This window comes from Nocardioides luteus (assembly GCF_014648595.1).
Lineage (GTDB): Bacteria > Actinomycetota > Actinomycetes > Propionibacteriales > Nocardioidaceae > Nocardioides > Nocardioides luteus.
Genome location: NZ_BMRK01000004.1, coordinates 131466 through 153161 on the forward strand (window position 1 = coordinate 131466; position 21696 = coordinate 153161).

General features: G+C 70.3%; 17 protein-coding genes and 1 tRNA gene. 6 read left to right on the forward strand and 12 right to left on the reverse strand.

The features are described from left to right. Window positions 1-42 precede the first annotated feature (42 nt). The 5 genes from ettA to IEY81_RS07065 all read right to left on the reverse strand — a co-directional run bounded on the left by ettA (window position 43) and on the right by IEY81_RS07065 (window position 7188). Complete coding sequence (gene ettA / locus IEY81_RS07045; RefSeq protein ID WP_189117754.1) at window positions 43-1725, reverse strand: energy-dependent translational throttle protein EttA; 1683 nt, start codon at window positions 1723-1725, stop codon at window positions 43-45. An 81-nt stretch (window positions 1726-1806) separates the two neighbouring features. Continuing rightward, window positions 1807-2334 carry a single-stranded DNA-binding protein gene (locus IEY81_RS07050; protein ID WP_189117755.1) on the reverse strand — a complete coding sequence of 176 codons (528 nt, stop codon included), beginning with the start codon at window positions 2332-2334 and terminating at the stop codon, window positions 1807-1809. Window positions 2335-2482: 148 nt separating this feature from the next. Further along, a complete protein-coding gene (locus IEY81_RS07055) occupies window positions 2483-4132 on the reverse strand; it encodes a YfjP family GTPase (RefSeq protein WP_189117756.1) in 1650 nt (549 codons plus the stop codon). Window positions 4133-4159: 27 nt separating this feature from the next. Next, on the reverse strand, window positions 4160-6028 hold the full coding sequence (locus IEY81_RS07060; protein ID WP_189117757.1) for a GTPase domain-containing protein: 1869 nt from the start codon (window positions 6026-6028) through the stop codon (window positions 4160-4162). Then, window positions 6025-7188: a PrsW family intramembrane metalloprotease gene (locus IEY81_RS07065; RefSeq protein ID WP_189117758.1), complete on the reverse strand. Its 1164-nt coding sequence runs from the start codon at window positions 7186-7188 to the stop codon at window positions 6025-6027. Before IEY81_RS07065 ends, IEY81_RS07060 begins: the two co-directional genes overlap by 4 nt. Before the next feature lie 124 nt (window positions 7189-7312). Between IEY81_RS07065 and IEY81_RS07070 the strand changes: the two genes are divergently transcribed. Continuing rightward, window positions 7313-8737 carry an aminopeptidase P family protein gene (locus tag IEY81_RS07070; protein WP_189117759.1) on the forward strand — a complete coding sequence of 475 codons (1425 nt, stop codon included), beginning with the start codon at window positions 7313-7315 and terminating at the stop codon, window positions 8735-8737. Window positions 8738-8853: 116 nt separating this feature from the next. Further along, a complete protein-coding gene (locus IEY81_RS07075) occupies window positions 8854-9663 on the forward strand; it encodes an N-acetylmuramoyl-L-alanine amidase (protein WP_189117760.1) in 810 nt (269 codons plus the stop codon). Between the two features lie 24 nt (window positions 9664-9687). Here the strand turns inward: IEY81_RS07075 and IEY81_RS07080 are convergent, their stop codons facing one another. Beyond that, complete coding sequence (locus IEY81_RS07080; RefSeq protein WP_189117761.1) at window positions 9688-11493, reverse strand: hypothetical protein; 1806 nt, start codon at window positions 11491-11493, stop codon at window positions 9688-9690. Between the two features lie 470 nt (window positions 11494-11963). On the opposite strand from IEY81_RS07080, the gene IEY81_RS07085 reads away from it, so the two are divergent. Further along, window positions 11964-12037 (forward strand) — tRNA-Arg (locus IEY81_RS07085). 410 nt (window positions 12038-12447) lie between these two features. On the opposite strand, the gene IEY81_RS07090 is transcribed toward IEY81_RS07085, so the two are convergent. After that, entirely contained in the window at window positions 12448-13197 is a 750-nt protein-coding gene (locus IEY81_RS07090) for an SDR family NAD(P)-dependent oxidoreductase (RefSeq protein ID WP_229787515.1), read from the reverse strand. Here IEY81_RS07090 and IEY81_RS07095 point away from each other — a divergent pair. Next, entirely contained in the window at window positions 13087-13611 is a 525-nt protein-coding gene (locus IEY81_RS07095) for an acyl-CoA-like ligand-binding transcription factor (protein WP_229787478.1), read from the forward strand. The two genes, IEY81_RS07090 and IEY81_RS07095, sit on opposite strands and share 111 nt — an antisense overlap. Here the strand turns inward: IEY81_RS07095 and yczE are convergent. Next, window positions 13603-14262 carry a membrane protein YczE gene (gene yczE, locus IEY81_RS07100; protein WP_229787480.1) on the reverse strand — a complete coding sequence of 220 codons (660 nt, stop codon included), beginning with the start codon at window positions 14260-14262 and terminating at the stop codon, window positions 13603-13605. The two genes, IEY81_RS07095 and yczE, sit on opposite strands and share 9 nt — an antisense overlap. A gap of 45 nt (window positions 14263-14307) precedes the next feature. On the opposite strand from yczE, the gene yczR reads away from it, so the two are divergent. Continuing rightward, window positions 14308-15738 carry a MocR-like transcription factor YczR gene (gene yczR / locus IEY81_RS07105; protein ID WP_189117762.1) on the forward strand — a complete coding sequence of 477 codons (1431 nt, stop codon included), beginning with the start codon at window positions 14308-14310 and terminating at the stop codon, window positions 15736-15738. Between the two features lie 66 nt (window positions 15739-15804). After that, the gene (locus tag IEY81_RS07110; protein WP_189117763.1) at window positions 15805-17430 is read left to right on the forward strand and encodes a long-chain fatty acid--CoA ligase; all 1626 of its coding nucleotides are present in this window, start codon (window positions 15805-15807) and stop codon (window positions 17428-17430) included. Window positions 17431-17435: 5 nt separating this feature from the next. On the opposite strand, the gene IEY81_RS07115 is transcribed toward IEY81_RS07110, so the two are convergent. The 4 genes from IEY81_RS07115 to IEY81_RS07130 form a co-directional block, all read right to left on the reverse strand. Beyond that, window positions 17436-20156 (reverse strand): AfsR/SARP family transcriptional regulator, encoded by a 2721-nt coding sequence (locus tag IEY81_RS07115; RefSeq protein WP_189117764.1) that lies wholly within the window; start codon window positions 20154-20156, stop codon window positions 17436-17438. 121 nt (window positions 20157-20277) lie between these two features. Further along, window positions 20278-20862, reverse strand: coding sequence for a hypothetical protein (locus tag IEY81_RS07120; RefSeq protein WP_189117765.1), 585 nt, complete (start codon window positions 20860-20862; stop codon window positions 20278-20280). A 128-nt stretch (window positions 20863-20990) separates the two neighbouring features. Then, the gene (locus IEY81_RS07125; protein WP_189117766.1) at window positions 20991-21257 is read right to left on the reverse strand and encodes a transcriptional regulator; all 267 of its coding nucleotides are present in this window, start codon (window positions 21255-21257) and stop codon (window positions 20991-20993) included. A gap of 9 nt (window positions 21258-21266) precedes the next feature. Continuing rightward, window positions 21267-21647 (reverse strand): MmcQ/YjbR family DNA-binding protein, encoded by a 381-nt coding sequence (locus IEY81_RS07130; RefSeq protein ID WP_189117767.1) that lies wholly within the window; start codon window positions 21645-21647, stop codon window positions 21267-21269. Between the last annotated feature and the right edge of the window lie 49 nt (window positions 21648-21696).

Consider the following 21696-nt stretch of genomic DNA (forward strand, 5'->3'; position numbering starts at 1 on the left):
CGTCTGACTGGGGCAGACGCGCCGAGTCGGCGAAGAGGGTGATCAGTCGCGGGTGAGGCGACGGTGGGTGACGCGGTGGGGGCGGGCGGCCTCCGGGCCGAGGCGCTCGATCTTGTTGGCCTCGTAGGACTCGAAGTTGCCCTCGAACCAGAACCACTCGCCCTCGTTCTCCTCGGTGCCCTCCCAGGCGAGGATGTGGGTGGCGACGCGGTCGAGGAACCACCGGTCGTGAGAGGTGACCACGGCGCAGCCGGGGAAGTCGAGCAGCGCGTCCTCGAGCGAGGAGAGCGTCTCCACGTCCAGGTCGTTGGTCGGCTCGTCGAGCAGCAGCATGTTGCCGCCCTGCTTCAGGGTGAGCGCGAGGTTGAGGCGGTTGCGCTCACCACCGGAGAGCACGCCGGCCTTCTTCTGCTGGTCGGGACCCTTGAAGCCGAAGGAGGCGACGTAGGCCCGCGAGTTCATCTCGAAGTTGGCGACCTTGATGAAGTCCAGACCGTCAGAGACGACCTCCCAGACGTTCTTGTTGGGGTCGATGCCGCCACGGCTCTGGTCGACGTAGGAGATCTTCACCGTCTGGCCGACGTTGAGCTCGCCCGCGTCGGGCGTCTCGGAGCCGGTGATCATCCGGAACAGGGTCGTCTTACCCACACCGTTCGGACCGACGATGCCGACGATGCCGGCACGCGGGAGCGAGAAGGAGATGTTGTCCCACAGGGTGCGGTCCTCGAAGCCCTTGGTCAGGCCCTTGGCCTCCATCACCACGTCGCCCAGGCGCGGGCCCGGCGGGATGTTGATGTCGGCGGTGTCGATCTTGCGGGCCTTGTCGGCCTCAGCGGCGAGCTCCTCGTAGCGGGCCAGACGCGACTTCGACTTGGTCTGGCGGGCCTTGGCGTTGGAGCGGACCCACTCCAGCTCCTTCTCGAGCATCTTGGCGCGCTTGGCGTCCTTGAGGCCCTCGACCTTGAGACGCTCCTTCTTGGTCTCCAGGTAGGTGGAGTAGTTGCCCTCGTAGCCGTGGATGGAGCCGCGGTCGACCTCGGCGATCCACTCGGCGACGTTGTCGAGGAAGTAGCGGTCGTGGGTGACGGCCAGGACGGCGCCCTTGTAGTTCTTCAGGTGACCTTCCAGCCACTGCACCGACTCAGCGTCGAGGTGGTTGGTGGGCTCGTCGAGGAGCAGCAGGTCGGGCTCCTGCAGCAGCAGCTTGCACAGCGCGACCCGGCGACGCTCACCACCGGAGAGGTTGTCCACGATCGCGTCGCCCGGAGGGCAGCGCAGAGCGTCCATCGCCTGCTCCAGCTTGGAGTCGATGTCCCAGGCGTTGACGTTGTCCAGGAAGGTCTGGAGCTCGCCGGTCTCCGCCATCAGGGCGTCCTGGTCGGCGTCGGGGTCGCCCATCTCCATGTAGGCGTCCTCGAGACGCTTCATCTTCGTCTTGATCTCGCTGACCGCCTCTTCGACGTTCTCGAGGACGGTCTTGCCCTCGGACAGCGGCGGCTCCTGCTGAAGCATGCCGACCGTCGCGTCCTGGTCGCGGACGATGTCGCCGTTGTTGGGCTGGTCGAGCCCCGCCATCAGCTTGAGCAGCGAGGACTTACCCATCCCGTTCGGACCGACGACGCCGATCTTGGCACCGTGCAGGAACGAGAGGGTGACGTTGTCGAGGACGACCTTGTCGCCGTGGGCCTTGCGCACATTGCGCAGGGAGAGGATGTAGTCGGCCATAGGTCCCACCCTAATGAGGGATGGGCGCGCCGGTACAACCGGCGCACCACGCCCGGAGGCCCGGCCCGCGCCCTGCTCACCTCAGGCCGCCGCGGAGGCCTCCGTCTCCTCCGCCGGAGCGGTCTCCTCGGCGCTCGTCTGCTTCTGTTCCCACGGGTCGGCACCCGGCGCGCGCCAGTCGGAGATCGGGTCATGCTGCGGCTCCTCGTCACCGTGCTCGGGCGGCGGGACGGCGACGGCGGCCAGCGAGCGCGGGTTGCGCGAGAGGCTGCTCATCCCGCGGTTGAGATCATGGCCGACGACGTTCGCCTCGACCTCGAAGGTGTTGACCTCGAGACCGTCCTTGTTGACGTAGCTGCGGGCGGTCAGCCGGCCGTGGACGACCACCGGGTCGCCCTTGCGCAGCGAGCGGCCCACGTTCTCCCCCAACTGTCGCCAGGCGCTCACCGTGAACCACTGCGTCACCCCGTCGCTCCACTCCCCGGTGGCCCGGTTGAACTTCCGCGGAGTGCACGCCATCCGGAAGTTCGCCACCGAGGAGTCGCCGACGCTCCGCACGACGGGGTCGGCGCCGACGTAGCCGCGCAGCGTGATGGTCGAGTCGTTCATCGTTGTCTCCTCACGTTCACGCCCGCCTGGTGCGGGCCTCGGAGACAACCCTGCGCGTGAGCGCCGACAGTTTCGGGCGGCGTACGCCTGTCTGTGGACAACCCCGGATCGAACCGTGCCTGTGGACAGTGATCGGCCCACCACGAGGTCAGCGAAGCGCTTTGGCCACCCCGTGGCGCAGCGCGGTGTAGGCCGCCAGCTCGGTCTCGATCGGGTCGACGACGAGCTCCCGGGAGACGTCGGCGACCGCCGTACGCAGCCGCGCATCGGCCACCCGCGCCCGCCGTCGCGCGGTGCCGATCACCAGCAGGTGACAGACGCCCCAGAGCACCAGGCCGAGCCCGACACCCCCGAGCAGCAGCACGTACGGCAGCTCGACACCACCCACGGTGGGCGTCGCGTCGCCGAAGCCCGCACCCGAGGCGAGCAGCGCGACCGACCACACCAGGCCGACACCGGCGACGACGATCAGCAACCACTGCAGCGCCTTCACCAGACCGGTCCACAGCGGGAGCCGCTCGGTGTTGAGGTCGACGCCACCGACCGAGGCGTCGAGCCGGTCGGCGAGGTCGTCCATCCGCGAGACCGACGCCCGCCGGATCGCGTCACGCCACGGCGAGGCGAGACCGGCACCGGCCTCGTCGGCCAGCTGGCGCACCTCGGTGTCGACCCGCGCGCGCTCGACGGCAGTGGTCTGCGGCAGCGAGGTGCGGGCACGCCCGGCCAGCTGGGTCGCCTCCTCACCCAGCGCCAGGTGGAGCCGCTTGAGCGGGTCCGGCTTCAGCCGGGACACCCACGAGACCAGCGGCCAGCCGGTGGCGGCCCCCGCCCGGGTGCGTACGGACCGCTCGACCGCGTCGACCACGGTCGGCACCCCGGCGGCCTCGGCGATGGCGTCCTCGAGCGCCTCCACCCGGGGCTTGGCCAGCGAGCGCGGCTTGGCGTCACCCGACGCCTTGGCGAGCTTCACGGCAGCGGTCTTGATGTCGGCCGAGAGACGCGACTTGTTGGCGCGCTTCGCCGCGGCCCGCTGGGCGATCTCGGTCTTGAGCTGCGGGATCCCCCAGCCCAGCTTGGCCGAGACCGGGATGACGGGGACGTTGCGCAGGCCGTCCTGATCCAGCAGCCGGCGTACGTCACCGAGCATCGACTCGCGACGCTCCTCGGGCACGCGGTCGATGTGGTTGAGCACCACGACCATGATCTCCGAGTGGGTGCGCAGCGGCTGCAGGTAGCGGTCGTGGATCGCGGCGTCGGCGTACTTCTGCGGGTCGAGCACCCACACCAGCATGTCGGCGAGCTCGACGAGCCGGTCGACCTCGAGATGGTGAGAGACCTCGGTGGAGTCGTGGTCGGGCAGGTCGAGCAGCACCACGCCGTCGAGCTCGTGGCCCTCACGCCGGGTGTCGAGCATCGAGTCGCGGGTGGTCTGGTGACGCTCGGGGATGCCGAGCCACTCGAGCAGCTCCTGGGCGCCCTCCGAGCCCCACACGCACGCGGTCGCCCACGACGTGGTCGGCCGGCGGACCCCGACGGCGGAGAGCTCGAGCCCGGTGAGCGCGTTGAAGGTGGACGACTTGCCCGACCCGGTGGCTCCGGCGACGCCGACGACCGTGTGGTCGGCGGAGAGCTTGAGGCGTCCCTGGGCCTTGTTGACCACGGTGCGCGCCTCCTCGACGAGCCCGTCGTCGAGTCTCCCGGTCGCCGCCGCGGTCGCGGCGTTCAGTCCGTCCAGCCGGCCGCCGAGATCTCCACCCCGGCTGACCAGGTTCTTCGCACCTTCGAGCAGGCTGCTCACGGCTCCCCCTTCAGTCTCTGACAAGTCTCAGACATCGCCGCGCTGGCTGGCGAACCGAGCATCGCCGACCTTGCGGGCGGCGTGCCGCAGTCGCTCCGGCGCACCCTGGTCGATCTGCAGCGCGTCGACCTGTCCGGTATAGCGTGCACGCTCCTCGTCGACGAGATCCACGATGCGTTCCTCCAGCGCCTTGCGCGCCTTGGCCGCCAGCCCGCGTACGGCCTGGTCGCCGAAGACCGCCTCCAGCAGCTTCTGGCCGATCAGGAGGGTGCCGCCGGCGATGCCGACCTCGGCGCCGACCAGCGCGCCTCCGGTCGAGGCGAAGACCACCACCATCAGCGCGACCCCGAGGCCGTTGACGCCGTAGGAGAGGAACTTCGCGGTCGTACGCTTGTCCTGGCCCTCGCTGCGCACCATGTCGAGCACGTCCTGCTGCCAGTCGCGCACCGCACGCTCGGCCTTGGGCCGCAGCGCACGCGACGCCCGGCCGAGGTCGGCAGGTCCGGTGGCGAGCAGACCGCGCCCGGCCGGGCTCATCTGCCAGGAGGCCTCTGCCTTCTCGGCGGCGGCCTCGCACTGCTCCAGGATCAGCATCTCCAGGCCGCCCTGCACGGCCGCGGTCACCCGTTCGGCCTGCTGGGGCTTGCCCTTGATCGAGCCGAGGATGCGGTCGCGGATCATCCCGACCTTGGTCTCGAGCGCCTTGAGGATCTCGCCGGTGCCGACGAACTCCTGCCAGCGCGCGAGCACCTCGCCACGCAGCAGGGTGCCGTCGGCGGTGGCCGCCATGATCGACTTGAGCGCGTCGTCGTAGGCCATGTCCGCATCCGTACGCAGCCGCTGCGCGGCCTCTCCCTGACCGTCCGCGGTGTCGGCGATCGGGTGGACCTCGAGGGTCAGCGCCCGCACGGCGCCGTCGAGCGTCTGGGTGACGACCTGGTGGCGAGCGGTGGCGTCGTCGGCGAGCATGTCCAGCCAGGCGCGTACCTCGGCGACATGGTCGGAGGGCAGCAGCCCCTGCTCGGAGACATCGCCCTCGTGGACGATGAAGAGCGGGGAGTCCTTGAGCCCGCGCGAGGCGAGCATCCGGGCCAGGTGGCCGGCGACGGTCTGGACGGCCTCGGTCGGGGTGCGGTCGAGCACGACGGCCACCGCGGTGGAGCGGTTCGCGGCCAGCTGCAGGAACTCCCACGGCACCTGGTCGGCGTAGCGCGCGGCAGAGGTGACGAAGACCCACAGGTCGGCCGCGGCGAGCAGCTCGGCCGCGAGGACGCGGTTGGCCTCCTCGACCGAGTCGACGTCGGGAGCGTCCAGGATCGCCAGCCCCGGGTGGAGCCGGTCGCTCGCGACCAGCTGCAGCGCGCCGGGGTCGTTGGTCGGGTGGTCGACGCGCTCGAGCTCGGGCAGGAGACGGTCCTGCCCGAACCAGCGGGCGTCGTCGGGGTGGTGCACCAGCACCGGCGAGCGGGTCGTCGGCCGCAGCAGCCCAGGCGTGGTCACCTTGGTGCCGACCAGCGAGTTCACCAGCGTCGACTTGCCGGCTCCGGTGGAGCCGCCGACCACTGCGAGAAGCGGCGCGTCGATGGTCATCATCCGCGGGATGACGTAGTTCTCGAGCTGCTCGACCATGTTCTGCCGCGCGGCGCGCTGCTCGTCGGCACCCGGCAGGTCCAGCGGCAGGGTGACCTCGGTCAGCGCCTGGTGGAGCTGGATGAGCGAGGTCACCATCCGGTTGCTCTCGCCGCCGGCCGCCTCGATCTCGGCCCTGGCGACCTCGAACTCGGTGGTCGGCTTCTCGGCGAGCATGCCCGCCGTCCGAGCCTCGTACGCCTTCGGCCCGTCCTCCGCGAGCTGCTCGGGCTCCGGAGCGTCCTCGTGTGCGTGTTCCTCTGTCATCCGGTCATCACCTGTCCGCTCGGGAACGCGATGTGTGGACGTACCTCACTGATCCGGTCAACGTAAGCCCTCCCCCGGGCGGCGAAGTCTGGCGGCGGGTTGCCGCGCAGGTATCGCCAGTGCAAGTATCCGAGCTCGATCGCAGCCTGCTGGTATTGACGCATGGCCGCAACCCCCTGAGCGCCTCCATGGGTGGCGGCGAACTTGCGGGCCTGCTCGCGGCGCCGCAGATCCACCACCCAGCCGATGTCGGTGTAGGGGATGAGGCCGCGCTGGGCCGCGTCGGTCAGCGAACGGGTCAGCACGACCCGCTCGGACTTCCGGCGCCAGACCGCGAAGATCACCATCGAGACGAACGCGGGCACCATCAGCACGACGTAGGCCAGCAGGAAGCCGGCCCCGTCGAAGAGCAGCGTCGATCCGTTCCAGATGCCGTGGGTGAGCACGGCGGCGGCGTAGCCCAGCAGCGGCGCGAGGAACTGCAGCCAGCGCTTGCGCGTCACCACCGCGACGCCGATGCCGATGCCGGTGAAGGCGGTGAACAGCGGGTGGGCGAACGGGCTGAACAGGCAGCGCATCACGAAGACGAGGGTGAAGTCGCCGAGGTTGCCCGAGCCGTCGCCCACGCCGGGGGTGCCGTTGTAGGTGCCGCCGAGGTAGAGGATGTTCTCGGTGAAGGCGAAGCCGACGCCGACCATGCCGGCGTAGACGATGCCGTCGAGCACGCCGTCGAGCAGATGGCGTCGCCAGACCAGCAGCACGAGGAGGAACAGCCCCTTGGCCGCCTCCTCGGTGACCGGCGCGACGATCGCGAGCTGGGTCGGCTGGCTCCACTCGGCCAGCAGCACCCCCAGGCTCTGCACGATCAGCGCCGCCGCGACCGCGATGAACGCGCCCCAGCCCAGCCCGAGGGCGAGCAGCGACTTCGGCTCTGGCTCGTAGCGATCGAGCCAGAGGAACGCGTAGACCAGCGGCACCACCGGGATCGCCGCGAAGAGCACACCGAGGATCGCTCCGGTCGGCGCGAGATGGTCGTCGACCACGCTGGTGCTGAGCAGAACGATGCCGAGGACCGGCAACGAGGTCAGCACGACGAGCACGCCCACCACGATGGTGAACGTGCGGTTGCTACGTGTCGGATCCTTCGGGATCGCCCCCATGCGCGCCAGACTATCGGTCGACCGCACCGCACGTGTGACCAGACACCGATCGAGACACCCTCGCAACCCCCGTGGCCTGGGAACTCATGAGCGTCTCCGGTACGGCGCGGCGTACGATTCCCGTATGACGGACAACGGTGCCCCGACCCCTGCAGACGACCACACCGAGAGCCACGACCAGAGCGTCCCCGAGGCCTGGTCCACCTTCATGCGAGAGGGCTGGGACGACCGCGAGGCCGAGGTTCCCGAGCATCCGATCACCCCGTGGGCCGCGGCGCGCCGCGAGCGGATCGCCGGCCTCTTCCCGGGTGAGCGTCTGGTGGTGCCCGCCGGCACCTACAAGGTCCGCGCCAACGACACCGACTACCGCTTCCGCGCCGACACCGCCCACGTACACCTCAGCGGCAACCAGACCTCCGACGCCGTCGTCGTGATCGAGCCCGACGGCAGCTCCGTCCTCTACGCCCGCCCGCGCAGCGGCCGCGACACCGACGAGTTCTTCCGCGACCGCCAGTACGGCGCCCTCTGGGCCGGTGCGCGGCCCTCCGCCCGGGAGCTCTCCGACTCCCTCGGCATCGAGGTACGCCACGTCGACCAGCTCGCCTCCGACCTCTCCGGCACCACCCCGACCCGGCTCCTCCGCGGCGTCTCGGCCGAGGTCGACAAGCTGGTCTCCCCCGCCGACGGCACCCGCGACGAGGAGTTCGCCCGGGCGCTCTCCGAGCTACGACTGGTCAAGGACGAGTGGGAGCTCGGCGAGCTGCAGGAGGCCTGCGACATCACCGTGCGCGGCTTCACCGACGCGGTCCGTGAGTGGGACCAGGTGCTGAAGCACGGCGAGCGCTGGATCGAGGGCACCTTCTTCCGCCGCGCGCGTGCGGAGGGCAACGACCTCGGCTACGACTCGATCGTCGGCGGCGGCTCCCACGCCACCACGCTCCACTGGATCGACAACGACGGCCCGATCGTCCCCGGCGAGATGGTGCTGCTCGACATGGGCGTCGAGGGCCACAACCTCTACACCGCCGACATCACCCGCACCCTGCCGATCTCCGGCACGTTCACCCCGCTGCAGCGCAACCTCTACGAGCTCGTCTACAAGGCGCAGCAGGCCGGCATCGAGGCGATCCGGCCGGGTGTGACCTTCCGCGCCGGCCACTTCGCCGCGATGGAGATCCTCGCCCACGGCCTCGACGACCTGGGCCTGCTGCCCGTCTCCGTCGACGAGGCGCTCTCCGAGGACAACAAGACCTACTCCCGCTGGACCCTCCACGGCGTCTCCCACATGCTCGGGCTCGACGTCCACGACTGCGCCTCCGCCTCGAAGGAGACCTACATCGAGGGGCCGCTGCAGGAGGGCATGGTCCTCACCGTCGAGCCAGGCCTCTACTTCCAGAAGGAGGACAAGCTCGTCCCCGAGGAGCTGCGCGGCATCGGCATCCGCATCGAGGACGACATCGTCGTCACCGCCGACGGGGCCAAGAACCTCTCCAAGGGTCTGCCGCGCACCGCCGACGACGTCGAGGCGTGGATGGGCCAGTATCTCTGAGGTGAATGATCTCTGACGTGAATGCTGACCGAGGTGACTCAGTCGAGTCCCGCTTCCTTCGTGGAGCTCCACGAAGGAAGCGACTGCTCGCCGAGATACCTCGGTCAGCGGCCGCCGTGGCCGGCTGCCTCGCGCTCTCCTCGGCCCTGACGGCCTGCACCCCAGGCAGTACGCCGCGACAGCAGCCCGCCGGCTCGCCGGCCGCCTCCGCATCTCCCTCGTCCACCCCGTCGGCTCCCTCCGCGCCCGCGTCCGAGCAGACCGACGACGTCTTCGACGGCGCCGTGATCGGCATCGACCCCGGGCACAACGGCGGCAACGCCGGTGCCCCCGAGGTGATCAACGAGCCGGTGTGGAACGGCCGCTCGCAGAGCCCGTGCAACACGACCGGCACCGCGACGAACGACGGCTACCCGGAGACCGACTTCACCTGGGCCGTGGCCACGAAGCTCGCCGCCGACCTGCGGGAGGCGGGCGCGAAGGTGGTGATGACCCGCGACAGCAACGACGGCGTCGGTCCCTGCATCGACAAGCGCGCCAAGACGATCAACGACGCGAAGGCCGACGTCGCCATCGACATCCACGCCGACGGCGCGGCCGAGAGCGAGCGCGGCTTCTCGCTGCTGATCCCGGTGCCCTCGGGCACCAACGACGAGGTCGTCCAGCCCTCGCGGCGCTACGCGCGGATGCTGCGCACCGAGATGGAGAAGACCGGCATGCCGCTGGCCTCCTACCTCGGCGAGGGCGGCTTCGTGGAGCGCGACGACCTGGCCGGTCTCAACCTCACCACGGTGCCGCAGGTGCTGCTCGAGACCGGCAACATGCGCAACGCCGAGGACGCGCGCCTGCTGAAGTCCGACGAGTTCCAGAAAAGGACGGCCGCCGCCATCGAACGAGCGATGGCGGCGTACCTCCGTTCACGCTGAGCCCGAGCTCAGCTCAGAAGCTGCTCAGAGCTTCTTCCACTTGACGGGGTCGAGTCCGTACTCCTCGGCGATCGGGCCCCAGGCCTTGGCCGCGGCCTTCTTCGGCTCGTGGCTGGCGAGGCTGAGCGTGGTCGCCTTCTCCAGCTTGCGCTTGCCGCCGACGCACTCGCCCTTGCCGTTGACCTTGCGCTTCTCGCCCCAGGCCGCGAAGGCGAGGTCGGCGTTCTGGGCGGTCAGCCAGGCGGACTCGAGGTTCTTGACGAGCTTGCGCGACCCCGGGAGGACGGCGGTGTCGATCTTGGTGACCTTCTTCGCCAGCTTCTGGCGCGACGCCGCGGCGTCCTGGAAGGTCTGGATCGCCTCGTCGATGTTCTCGCACGCCTCGAGGTCGGCCTGGGCGGCGCCGATGGCCGCCTTGTCCTTGGCCGAGGTCTTGATCAGCTCGTCGATCTTCTTGGCCTCCGCCGCAGCGCCACCCTCGGTGGTGACCGCACCCTGGGTGCCGCCGGTCTCCGCGCTGGCGTCGTCGCTGTTGTTCACCAGCCCGATGATGAAGGCGATGATCGCGACCACGACGGCCACGACCAGGACGATCAGGCCCCAGCGCTTCAGGTCGAGACCACCGACACTCTTGCCCTGACCGCGCTGCGGCTCGTAGCGGGCGTCGAAGGAGTTCGCGTAGGGGTCGTAGCCCTGCGGTGCCATCGGCGGCGGCGCGGGGGTGCTGGGGCCACCGCTGATCGGCGGCTGCCCGACGAGGGTCGCGTCGTTGTAGGGGTTCTGCGCGTAGGGGTCGCCGTAGGCCTGCTGGCCGTACGGATCCTGCGAACCGTCCTGCGGCTGCCCGTAGGGCGGCTCGAACCCCTGGTCGTAGCCCTGGTCGAACGGCTGCTGGTCGTAGGGCTGGTCGTACGGCTGCTGGTCGTGCGGCTGCTCGTAGGACGGCGACCACTGCGCCTGGTCGGGCTCCAACTGGGGCGCGAGCGGGGCGTAGGAGGGGTCACCGTACGTCGGCGGCTGCTGCGCCTGCTCGGGCTGGCCGTGGTCGGGCTGCCCATGGTCGGGCCGGCCGCCGGTCTGCTCCTGCGGCGGCGCGAACTGCTCGAACTCGTCGCGCGGTCGGGTGCCGCCGGTGGCCTCTTCGACTGCGTCGAACCGGGGGCTCATCGCGACCTGGGTCTCGTCGGGGCGCGGCTCCGGACTCTGCTCGGGCTGAGGCGGCATCGGCTGACGACGGTCCACCGGCGGCATCGCCTCGTGGGTCGCCTCGGGGCCGGACGCGGCGGGGGCACCCATCTGCGGAGCGGGCTGGATGAACCCCGGGTGCTCCCCGCTCTGGGCGCTGGCGCCGGTGGGGCGCTCGGGCAGCGGCGGCATGGCCATCGGCTCCGGGGTCTGCGGCTCCTGCTGCTCGCGCGGTCTCTCGTACGCCTGCTCAGGAGCCTGCTCCGGCACCGGCGCGGGCGGCGCGGGCTCGGCCTGCTCGGGAGCCGGCGGCTCGGGGGCGCGCTCGAAGGCCGACGGCATGGTCGGCAGCCCCTGCTGCGAAGCAGGCTCGGCAGCCTCGGGCTGAGGCATGTCCTCGGTCGGCTCGAGCTCCTCCTCGACCTTTCTGCGCTTGGGCAGGAAGAGCGACTGCGACTGGGAGGCGAGCTCGGGCTCGAACTTCGGCGTACGCGCCGCCAGCCCGAAGAGGCCGCCACCATCAGAACCCGCCGGCGGCGGAGCCATCCCGCCGCCGAATGCCGGCTGCTCGCCGCTGGGCGCGGTCATGCTCAGCTGGGGCGCCATCGAGGCCCCCGGCGTACGCCGGACCTGCTCGAGCGGCAACGGTGCCGGCTCCTCGTCGGTCTCGGGCGCAGAGGACGGGGCTGCTTGCCCGCGCCTCGGCAACGACGACAGACCACCCTGCTCAGGTTCGGCACCCCGCTGCGGCAGCCGCGGCGGTGCGACCGGCTCCGGTGCACCCTGCGACGGCGGCTGATGAGCGCTTCTGACGGGGGTCCCACAACCTGTGCAGAAGCGCATACCGGTGACGGCTGCACCGCACGAGGTGCACATGGACTCCATAGTCATGTCCGGGGACCTTACCGATGATCCTTCCCAGTCTCGAACCCTCGTGGTCCGACAACTGGACACCCAGGTCGACAGTGCGGGGACAGTGCGCCCAAATACCCCCCACACCTTGGTAACACTCCGGCCAGCGTTTCGGTTTCCGATGCACACAAGGGATACGGGCACCGGTAAGATCGGGCGCGGCCTGCGCAAACCCCTCCGCACGAGGCGCTCTCGTGGGTCACGCCTCCGTAGCTCAGCTGGATAGAGCATCGGCCTTCTAATCCGACGGTCACAGGTTCGAATCCTGTCGGGGGCGCAAGAAAAAATTACCTGGCCAGGTGTCTGCGCAGCCCCGCGTGTCGCTAGCCAGCGCCGCTTCCGAGCCCCCGGAGGGGCGCATTTCGGGCCCACCACGAGAAGAACGCCTCGGCCCCGTGGACCAAGACGCTCCGATCTCACCCATCAACCAGGGCTTGGCGCGCTCGCCGCCCGAGCAGCTCTCGTCTGGACCGCGACTCCGGATCACCGAAGCCGCGGTGCCGACGGCGCGCTCCTGGTGTCAAACTCCTGGTCGTTCCCGGCCCGAAGACCGAGACGGCCGAGAAAGCCAGTCACCTTGATTGCGCGTCGGCGATACATAGGTAACCGCAGCGAGTCCTCTTTATGAGGGCGTCGCCCGTATTTCGCAATGTCATCGATTTCTTCACCGTCCGCAGACGACCGCCATCAGGCGGCGGCGTGGGCACGGGTCATCATCCCGCCCACCACCTCGACGGATCGACGTCGCCCGACGAGCCGGCCGAGCGTTGCCGCGAGGCGGTTCGATCGACCTGCGATCACCGAGGGCGGCGGGTTGCGGCGGTCGAGCGCGGACAGCGCCGTGCGCACGACGTCGCTCGCAGCCATCCGACGGGAGCCACCGTCGGCGGCGTCGCCCACGATGTCGAAGAACTCGGTCTCCGTCGCACCCGGCGACAGGGCGAGCACGCGCAGGTCGGTGTCGCGCGCTTCGTACCAGAGCGCCTCGGTGAAGCTGAGCACGAACGCCTTGCACGCTCCGTACACGGCCATCCTCGGGCCGGCCTGGTAGGCCGCCATGCTGGCGACGTTGGCCAGAAAGCCGCCTTCCTGCCCTCGGAGCGACGGCAGGAAGGCGTGGCTGATCTCGACCACGCTCGAGACGTCGAGCGCGATCTCCTTCTGGAGGTCGGCCAGGTCCTCCGTGTGGAACAGACCGCTGTTCGCGAAGCCTGCGTTGTTCACCACGGCCGTCACCTCGACGCCCGCGTCGCCGAGGCCGCTGCGCAACCGCTGGCCGACACCCGGCAGGGCGAGGTCCATGGGCAGCGTGGTCACGGCGACGCCGTGGGCCGCGCGCAGCTGCGACGCCAACGCGTCGAGACGGTCGGCCCGCCGGGCGACGAGGACGAGGTCGCTACCCCGAGAGGCGAGCCGACGAGCGAACTCCGCACCGATGCCGGCGCTGGCACCGGTGATCAGCACGGTCTGACTGCGGTAGTCCAGGGGCTGCTTCGAGGGGAGGATCCCTGGACCGTCCTTCGCGGCGCCCTCGCGACCGCCCTGAAGACCGAGCCCGACGAGGCGCGGCTGCTCGCGATCTCCCAGATGGTGTACGAGACGCCGTCGCTCCGAGCGCGCAGCTACGAGAAGCACCTGCGCTGGTACGACAGTCTCGTGCCGCAGGTCGAACGTCGCCTTGGCGACGGCCCGCGCGCAGTGCTGCGCGCGAAGGCGATCGTCGGCTGCGTCATCACCTGTCTCGACATCGCCGGCGAGGCATGGACCCACGACGGGGGCAAGGCGTCGCTGATCGACTACTTCGACACCGCCCTCGACGCAATGCGCTCGGAGAAGAGCGGCTCAGCATGACGGCGGCGCCGGCGCCACGACCGGCTCGGCGAGCGGCTGCGGCCCGGCGTACATCGCTCTGAAGAACGGCAGGGTGCGGTGCACCAGCGGGCCGATGAGCATCGCCTCGGCGACGGTGCCGAGGCCGACCATCCCGCCGAGCATCCAGCCGATCGCGAGCACGGTGATCTCGACGCCCGCGCGGCAGAGCCAGACCGGGGCTCCGGTGCGCTGGTGGAGGCCGGTCATCAGGCCGTCGCGTGGTCCGGGGCCGAGGCCGGGCGCGATGTAGATGCCGGTCGCCGCAGCCAGCAGGATCAGCCCCGCACCGAAGAGCGCGATCTGGGCGACCAGGGCCGAGGGCTGTGGGATCAGCCAGAGCCCGAGCTCGGCCGAGGTGCCGACGAGCAGGACGTTGAGAACCGTGCCGACGCCCGGCCTCTGGCGCAGCGGGATCCAGACCAGCAGCACGGCCAGCCCGATCAGGTTGGTCATCATCCCGAACGAGATCCCGGTGAGCTCGACGAGACCGGACGCCAGGGTGTTCCAGGGCGCCAGCCCGAGCGAGGCCTGCACGAGCATGGCGACGGCGATGCCGTACAGGAAGAGTCCAGTTATCAACCACGAGAGCGACTTCAGCGAGAGATCCTTCACGATCGCCAAGCCAATCACGGGTCCAATCGAAGGTAAAGGAGCCAATCGGCGTAAGGTGGCCTCATGCCTCGCGGAAGAATCGGTGCCACTGCTCTGTCTGGCCTGCTCGGTCAGTGGCAGGGCGACGGCCCGGCGTACGAGACCCTCGCCGAACGCATCCAGCTGCTCCTGATCGACGGACGGCTCTCCGCCGACGTCCGCCTGCCCTCCGAACGCGAGCTCTCCGAGCGGCTGATGCTGAGCCGCACCACCATCACCGCAGCCTACCGCCGCCTGCGCGAGCACGGCTACGCGCTGAGCGTGCAGGGGTCCGGCACGACCACGAAGCTCCCGCCGACCGCGCCCGACTCCTTCGCCGAGGGTGGCGAGATCGACCTGGTCCGGGCCACGCTCCCGGCGACGCGACGCCTCCCCGAGGCAGCCGTCGAGGCGACCCGGCGGCTCGGCGAGCACATGACCGGCCCCGGCTACACGCTCTGGGGCATCGAGGAGCTCCGCGAGCAGATCGCCGCCCGCTACACCGCCCGCGGCCTGGCGACCGACCCCGACCAGATCATGGTGACCACCGGTGGCCAGAGCGCGATCGCCCTGCTCGCCCGCACCGTCATCAGCCGCGGCGACCGGGCCTACGCCGAGAGCCCGTCCTACCCCAACGCGTACGACGCCCTCAGCCTTGCCGGGGCCCGCATCATCACCAGCCCGGTGACCACCGACGCCGGCTGGGACATGCCCGCGATGGAGGCCGCGATCGCACGCACCACCCCCGTGATGGCGTACGTCATGCCCGACTTCCACAACCCGACGTCCCGCTCGATGTCGACCGAGGACCGGCTCCGCCTGCTGCACGCCGCGGCCAAGGTGGACACCCTGGTGGTCGCCGACGACACCACCGCCGAGCTGGACATCGACCGCCACCACTCCTTCCCGCCGCTCGCGGCGATGGCCGGCGAGCACCAGGCACGGGTCGTCCACATCGGCTCGGCGAGCAAGATGCTGTGGGGCGGGCTGCGGGTGGGCTGGATCCGCGCCGATCCGGTGCTGCTGACGCAGATCGCCAGCGGCCGCTCGGCGACCGACCTCGGCACCCCGATCTGGGAGCAGCTGGTCACCAGCCTGCTCTTCGAGCACCTGCCTGAGATCCTCCAGGAGCGCGCCGACCAGCTCGCCGCCGGCCGGGCCGCGCTCTACCACGCGATGCGCGAGCACCTGCCCGACTGGGAGCTGCCGCCGCGCATCGACGGCGGCCTCTCCGCCTGGGTCGGCCTGCCCGCCCCGGTGAGCTCCCAGCTCACGCTCGCGGCCCGGCCGCACGGCCTGCTGGTCACCGCCGGGCCGAGATTCGGCGTGGACGGTGCCTACGAGCGCCACCTGCGGCTGGCGATCACGCCACGTCCCGACCTGGTCCGGCGCGGCGTCGAGATCCTCGCCGAGGTGTGGCCGCGCGCCGCCTCGACCCCGGCGCTGGCTCTCACCACCTCCGAAGCCGTGGTCTGAACCGTCTGTCAAGAAGTTCGCAGGAACTCGTTGTGACCCGCGCCACATTGGGTCACGATGTGCAGCATGCAAGGACTGATCCAGGACGCACCGCTGACCATCGAGACGATCATCCGGCGCGCCGAGCGCGTCTTCCCGACGCGGGAGATCGTCACCAAGACCGCCACCGGGCTCGAGCGCAACACCTACCAGGACCTCGCCACCGAGGTCCGCAAGCAGGCCGGCATCCTCGACCACCTCGGCATCTCCGAGGACGGCCGAGTGGCGAGCTTTTCGTGGAACACCATGCGCCACCTGGCGCTCTACTACTCGGTCCCGTGCACCGGCCGGGTGCTCCACACCGGCAACATCCGCTACTTCCCCGAGCAGCTCGTCTACACGTTCAACCACGCCGAGGACGAGGCCGTCTTCGTGGACCGATCGCTGCTCGGCCTGCTGGCGCCGCTGCTCCCGCAGCTGACCACGCTCAAGCACGTCGTGGTGATGGACGACGGGGCTCCGACGCCGCTCCCCGAGGACCCGCGGGTCGTCTCCTACGAGCAGCTGCTGGCCGAGGTCGAGGAGGGGGCGATCGAGGGCCGGGTCACCGACGAGCGCACCGCCGCCGGGATCTGCTACACCTCCGGCACCACCGGCAACCCGAAGGGCGTCGTCTACACCCACCGCTCGCAGTACCTGCATGCGCTGGCCTCGCTGTCCGGCACCCTGTTCGGTACCAACGACCGTGACCGCGTCCTGCCGGTCGTCCCCTTCTTCCACGCCAACGGCTGGGGCTTCGCCCACTCCTCGCTGCTGGCCGGCGCCAACATGATCCTGCCCGGCCCCGACCTCTCGCCGGCCGGACTCATCACGCTGCTCGAGAGCGAGAAGGTCACGATCGCCGCCGGCGTGCCGACGATCTGGATGGGCATGGTCCCGCTGCTCGAGGACGCGGACCTCTCCGCGCTGCGTGTGGTCGTCTGCGGCGGCTCGGCGGTGCCGAAGTCGCTCTCGGAGGCCTGGCGCGAGGCGATCGGGCTGCCGATCACCCAGGCCTGGGGCATGACCGAGATGTCCCCGCTCGGCAGCGTGTTCAACGAGCGCGCCGAGATCGCGGACCTCTCCGAGGAGGAGAAGGCCGACTACCGTACGTCGCCGGGCATCCCGGCCGTCGGCGTCGAGCTGCGCATCGTGGAGCCCGGGACCACCGACGAGCTCCCTTGGGACGGCGTGACCACCGGCGAGCTCGAGGCCCGCGGACCATGGATCGCCTCGGGCTACTACAAGGTCGAGGACTCCGGCTCCTTCTCCCCCGACGGCTGGCTGCGGACGGGTGACATCGCGGCGATCGAGCCGCTGGGCTACGTACGCATCGTGGACCGCACCAAGGACCTGGTGAAGTCCGGTGGCGAGTGGATCTCGACCGTCGCGATCGAGAACCTGATCATGGGCCACCCGAGCATCTCGGAGGCGGCCGTCGTCGCGGTGCCGCACCCGAAGTGGGGAGAGCGGCCGCTGGCGTTCGCGGTCGTCAAGGAGGGCGAGTCGGTGACCAAGGAGGAGCTGCTCGGCTACCTCGGCGACAACCTCGGCAAGTGGCAGGTGCCCGACGACGTGGTCTTCATCGACGAGGTGCCGAAGACCTCCGTCGGGAAGTTCTCGAAGAAGACGCTGCGCGAGGAGTACGCCGACTACAAGCTGCCGACGGTCTAGCCGGCTCAGCCCAGCCGCGCGAGGATCGAGTCGCACTCGGTCCTCGCGCTGCGGGCGTCCTCGACCTTGCCGAGGGCGGCCCGGGTCTCGGCCAGATGACCGAGCGCGTCGGCGAGGCCCGGCAGGTCGCCGGCGGCACGTAGCTTGGTCACCGCCTCCTCGAAGTGGCCGGTGGCCTCCTCGAGCGAGCCGAGCTGCTGATGGATCCAGCCGATCGTGGCCACGACGTTGCCCTCGCTGCGGTAGCCGGGGGCCAGCCGGCGCAGATCGGCGAGCGCGGTCTCGCAGTGGCGCAGCCCGGCCTCGTAGGAGCCGTCGAGCGCCTCGTAGAGCCCGAGCCGGCCGGTGGTCCACGCCGCTCGGATCAGGTCGCCCGCACGGGCGAAGACCTCCGCCGCCCGGGAAGCGTACGCAGCAGCCCCGGCATGATCGCCGGAGGCCGTGGCCACCGTGGCCAGCCGGTGCAGGGACTTCCCCTCGGCCGCCAGATCGCCGGACCCGACCGCCAGCTCGAGGGCCCCGCCGAGATGGTCGAGGGCCTCGTCGACCCGGTTCAGCCGCCCGCAGGCCGCGCCCGCGGCCCGCTGCACGACGCCCAGCCCGGCCGGGTCGCCGCCCTGCGAGACGCTGCGGCGAACCACCGGGAGAGCAGCCTCGGCCAGCGCGGCGAGTTCGATCCAGCGACCCTGGAGGTCGAGCAGCCGCTCCAGGGCTCCGATGAGCAGCACGACGCGGTCAGGCGCCAGGTCTCGGGCGACGGCGACATCGATCACCCGAGAGACGACCAGCAGCTGGGTGGCGATCCAGGCCAGCGCCTCGCCGCTGTCACCGACGACCTCGACGGTGACCCCCTCGCGCATCGGCTCGGTGGCATCGAGGTGATCCTGGTGGGGATCGTAGGTGCTGAGCACGGCGCGGGCGCTGAAGACGTAGTGGTCGATCATCCGCAGCTCGGCCGGCGCGCGCAGCGCCTCCGGATCGCTCCCGGCGAGGTCGGCGGCATACTCCCTCAGCAGGTCGTGCAGTACGAAGCGCCCCGGCGCCACCTCGATCACCAGGCTGGCCTCGGTGAGCTCGTCGAGCAGGCGGCGAGCGCGCACCCGAGAGACGGCGGCCAGGCTGGCGGCGGCCGGGATGGTGATCGACGGACCCGGATGCAGGCCGATCAGCCGGAAGAGCTGCGCGGCGGCGTCGGTGAGGTGACGGACCGACCAGGAGAAGGTCGCGCGGAGGTCGCCGCGGCCACCACCGAAGCCGTCCAGACGCGACTCGCCGAGCTCGTCGGCCAGGTCGGCGAGGGCGTAGGCCGGCCTGGTCGAGGCTCGGGCGGCCACGACCGACAGCGTCAGCGGCAGCGAGGCGCACAGCTCGATGATCCGGTCGACGGCCTCCGGCTCGGCCAGCAGCCGCTCCTCACCGAGCCGCCCGGCCAGCAGCTGGTAGGCCTCGGCGTCGTCGAGCAACCCCAGCTCCATCGGCCGTGCCCCCGCCTCGACGACCACCCCGGAGAGCCTGTTGCGGCTGGTCACCAGGGTCACGCACCCCGGGCTGCCCGGGAGCAGACTGCGCACCTGCTCGCTGTCGCGGGCGTTGTCGAGCACGAGCAGCACCCGCTTGCCCGCCAGCTTGCTGCGCAGCAGCCCGGCACGGCCGTCGATGTCCTGCGGCTGACGGGAGCGCTCGACACCGAATCCCTCGAGCACGACCCCGAGCGCGTCCAACGGGTCGAGGGCGTCGCGCGGGTCGAAACCGCGCAGGTTCACGAAGACCTGACCGTCCGGGAAGCGTGGTGCGGTCCGGTGGGCCCAGTGGAGCGCCAGCGTCGTCTTGCCGATCCCTGCCGTGCCCGCGATCGCAGAGATCACCACGGCCCGGCCGTCGTCGGCGGCGACCATGTCGTCGAGCATCGTCAGCTGCTCCTCGCGCCCGGCGAAGGCCGAGACGACCGGCGGCAGCTGGCGCGGCACGACCGGCTCGTCTGCAGCGATGGTGGCCGGGTCGTCGCCGTCGAGGATGCGCTGATTCAGGTCACGGACATCCTTGGACGGCTCGACGCCGAGCTCGTCGCGCAGGATCCGGAAGAGCCGCTGATAGGCGTCGAGCGCCTCGGCGGTGCGGCCGGAGTGCCACAGCGCGGTCATCAGCAGCAGCCAGAGCCCCTCGCGCAGCGGGTTGGCCTCGACGTACGGCCCGAGGTCGCCGACCACGGCGGCCTGCCGGCCGAGCGCGAGATCGGCGGCGGCGCGGGACTCCACCGCGACCAGGCGCAGCTCTTCGAGCCGGGCGGCCTCGGTGGTGATCATCTGGGAGTCACCGACCCCGCCGTACGCACCGCCGGCCCACAGCCGGAGCGCGGCGTCGAAGAGCATGCTGGCGCGCTCGTGGTCGTTCGACCCGGAGGCGATCCGGCCCTGTTCGACCAGGTCCTCGAACCGGATCTGGTCGACGTCCGCGCCGACCAGCGCGTAGCCGTTCGCGCGCAGCTCCAGGTGATGACGGTCCTCGCCCAGGGCCCGGCGCAGATCGCGGACACGCTGATGGAGCAGGTTCACCCCCGTCGCCGGAGGCGAACCGCTCCACAGCTCCTCGATCAACAGGTCGGACGAGACCGGCGCCCCCCGCGCGGCCGTCAGGACAGCGAGCAGCGTCCGCCGCGTACGCGACAGCCTCTGCACCGTGCCGTCGTCGCAGACCAGCTCGACGACGCCTAGGACCCGGACCCGCACGACACCTCCTGTTGACCACACGCAGCACTACGTCCGAGACGTCTCATCGTCTCACCACCACGAAGGTGCAGACGCCTGTTGCTGCCAGAAGGTTGCCTGGAGGTTGGTTAAAGGTTCCGGGTCACGGAACCCGCCACAGGCCTTTCTCGCCGCCCTTGTCGATCTGGAAACCGACCTGCTTGATGTTCACTCCGACCGGCACGACGAACGGCACCAGGGCGGTGCGCTGGTCGCGCGGCTGCAGGCCGAGCGGCTCCGGGAACAGCTCCCCGCCGTCGATCTCGACCTGGCCGGGGTGGCTCTTGTACTTCTTGCCCGAGGCATCGACGATCGTCGTACCGGAGGCGGGGTTGTCGTTGAAGACCCGCGATCCGGCGTTGACGACCTGGACCTCGACGGCCATCACCCGCGACCCCGGAGGGGTCTCGGTGCCGTCGGTGAACGACGTCTCGAAGACGTCCTGGACGATCACCCGCAACAGGATCCCGGGCGCCTCGCCCTTGATGGTGCCCTCTGCCGTCAGTCCGAGCTGCTGGTTCTGCTCGATCCTTTCAGTGCTGTCGACGGTGATCACCTTCTTCTCCATCGCGGGGTTCTCGCCATGGTTGTTGCTGTAGAACCCGTAGTCGATGGAACTGTCAGAACCGCAGCCGACCCCGGCCGCCGCGACGGCTCCCCCGAGGATCAGCATGGCCACACGGCGCACACGCACTCCTTATGAAATTTGTTGCCATGGAAAGGTAATTGTTCCCCCTGATTTACCATGGCAACATGCCGGACTCCAAGCAGTCGGCCTAGGGTCTAAGGTCCCAATCGGCCGATAACTCTTGGTGGCTATGACCACAGCGCGAAGTAGTAGACGAGCACCGGGATCACGGGCGCGACGAGAAACCACGGCGTGACCAGCGAAAGCTTGTTGATCAGCCGGACGCCTGCCACCGCGACCACTCCGAGCAGCACGGAGATGACGAAAAGTCCTTCGCGGGCGCCGCCCTTGTCGGCCCCGGTCGCGCCGAGCGCGGCCATCGCCAGGGAGTGCAGCAGGACGACGGAGCAGAGCAGCGACGAGGCGACGTACTTCTTCACCTGCTCGACATGCACGAGCGGACCCTACTCGGTGCTCACGCCCGGGCGCACGACGAGAGCGGCCAGCTTGGCCGGCGCCTGGATGCAGTAGGAGTCGGTGAGCAGCTCGCCGAGCTCGACCCAGTCGGTGGCGTCGTCGAGGATCATCCCGACGACGTTGCCACCCCAGCCACCCTTGAAGTAGGGATGGCCGAGGTGCTCGAAGGCGACGACCTCGTCGGGCTCGGCCCGGAACACGATGCGGAAGAGCTGGTCCTCGCCGCCGAAGACGTGCGCGACCGTCGCCTGGCCGACCCGCCAGCGCACGCCCACCCACGCGTCCTCCTCGAGGCACTTGGGGAAGGCGCCGAGGATCTCCCTCAGTCTCGCCACCATCGCCTCGGGAACCTGCGGACGCTCAGCCATGCCGCCGATCCTGCCAGGGACCACCGACATCCTAAATTGCTATACATGT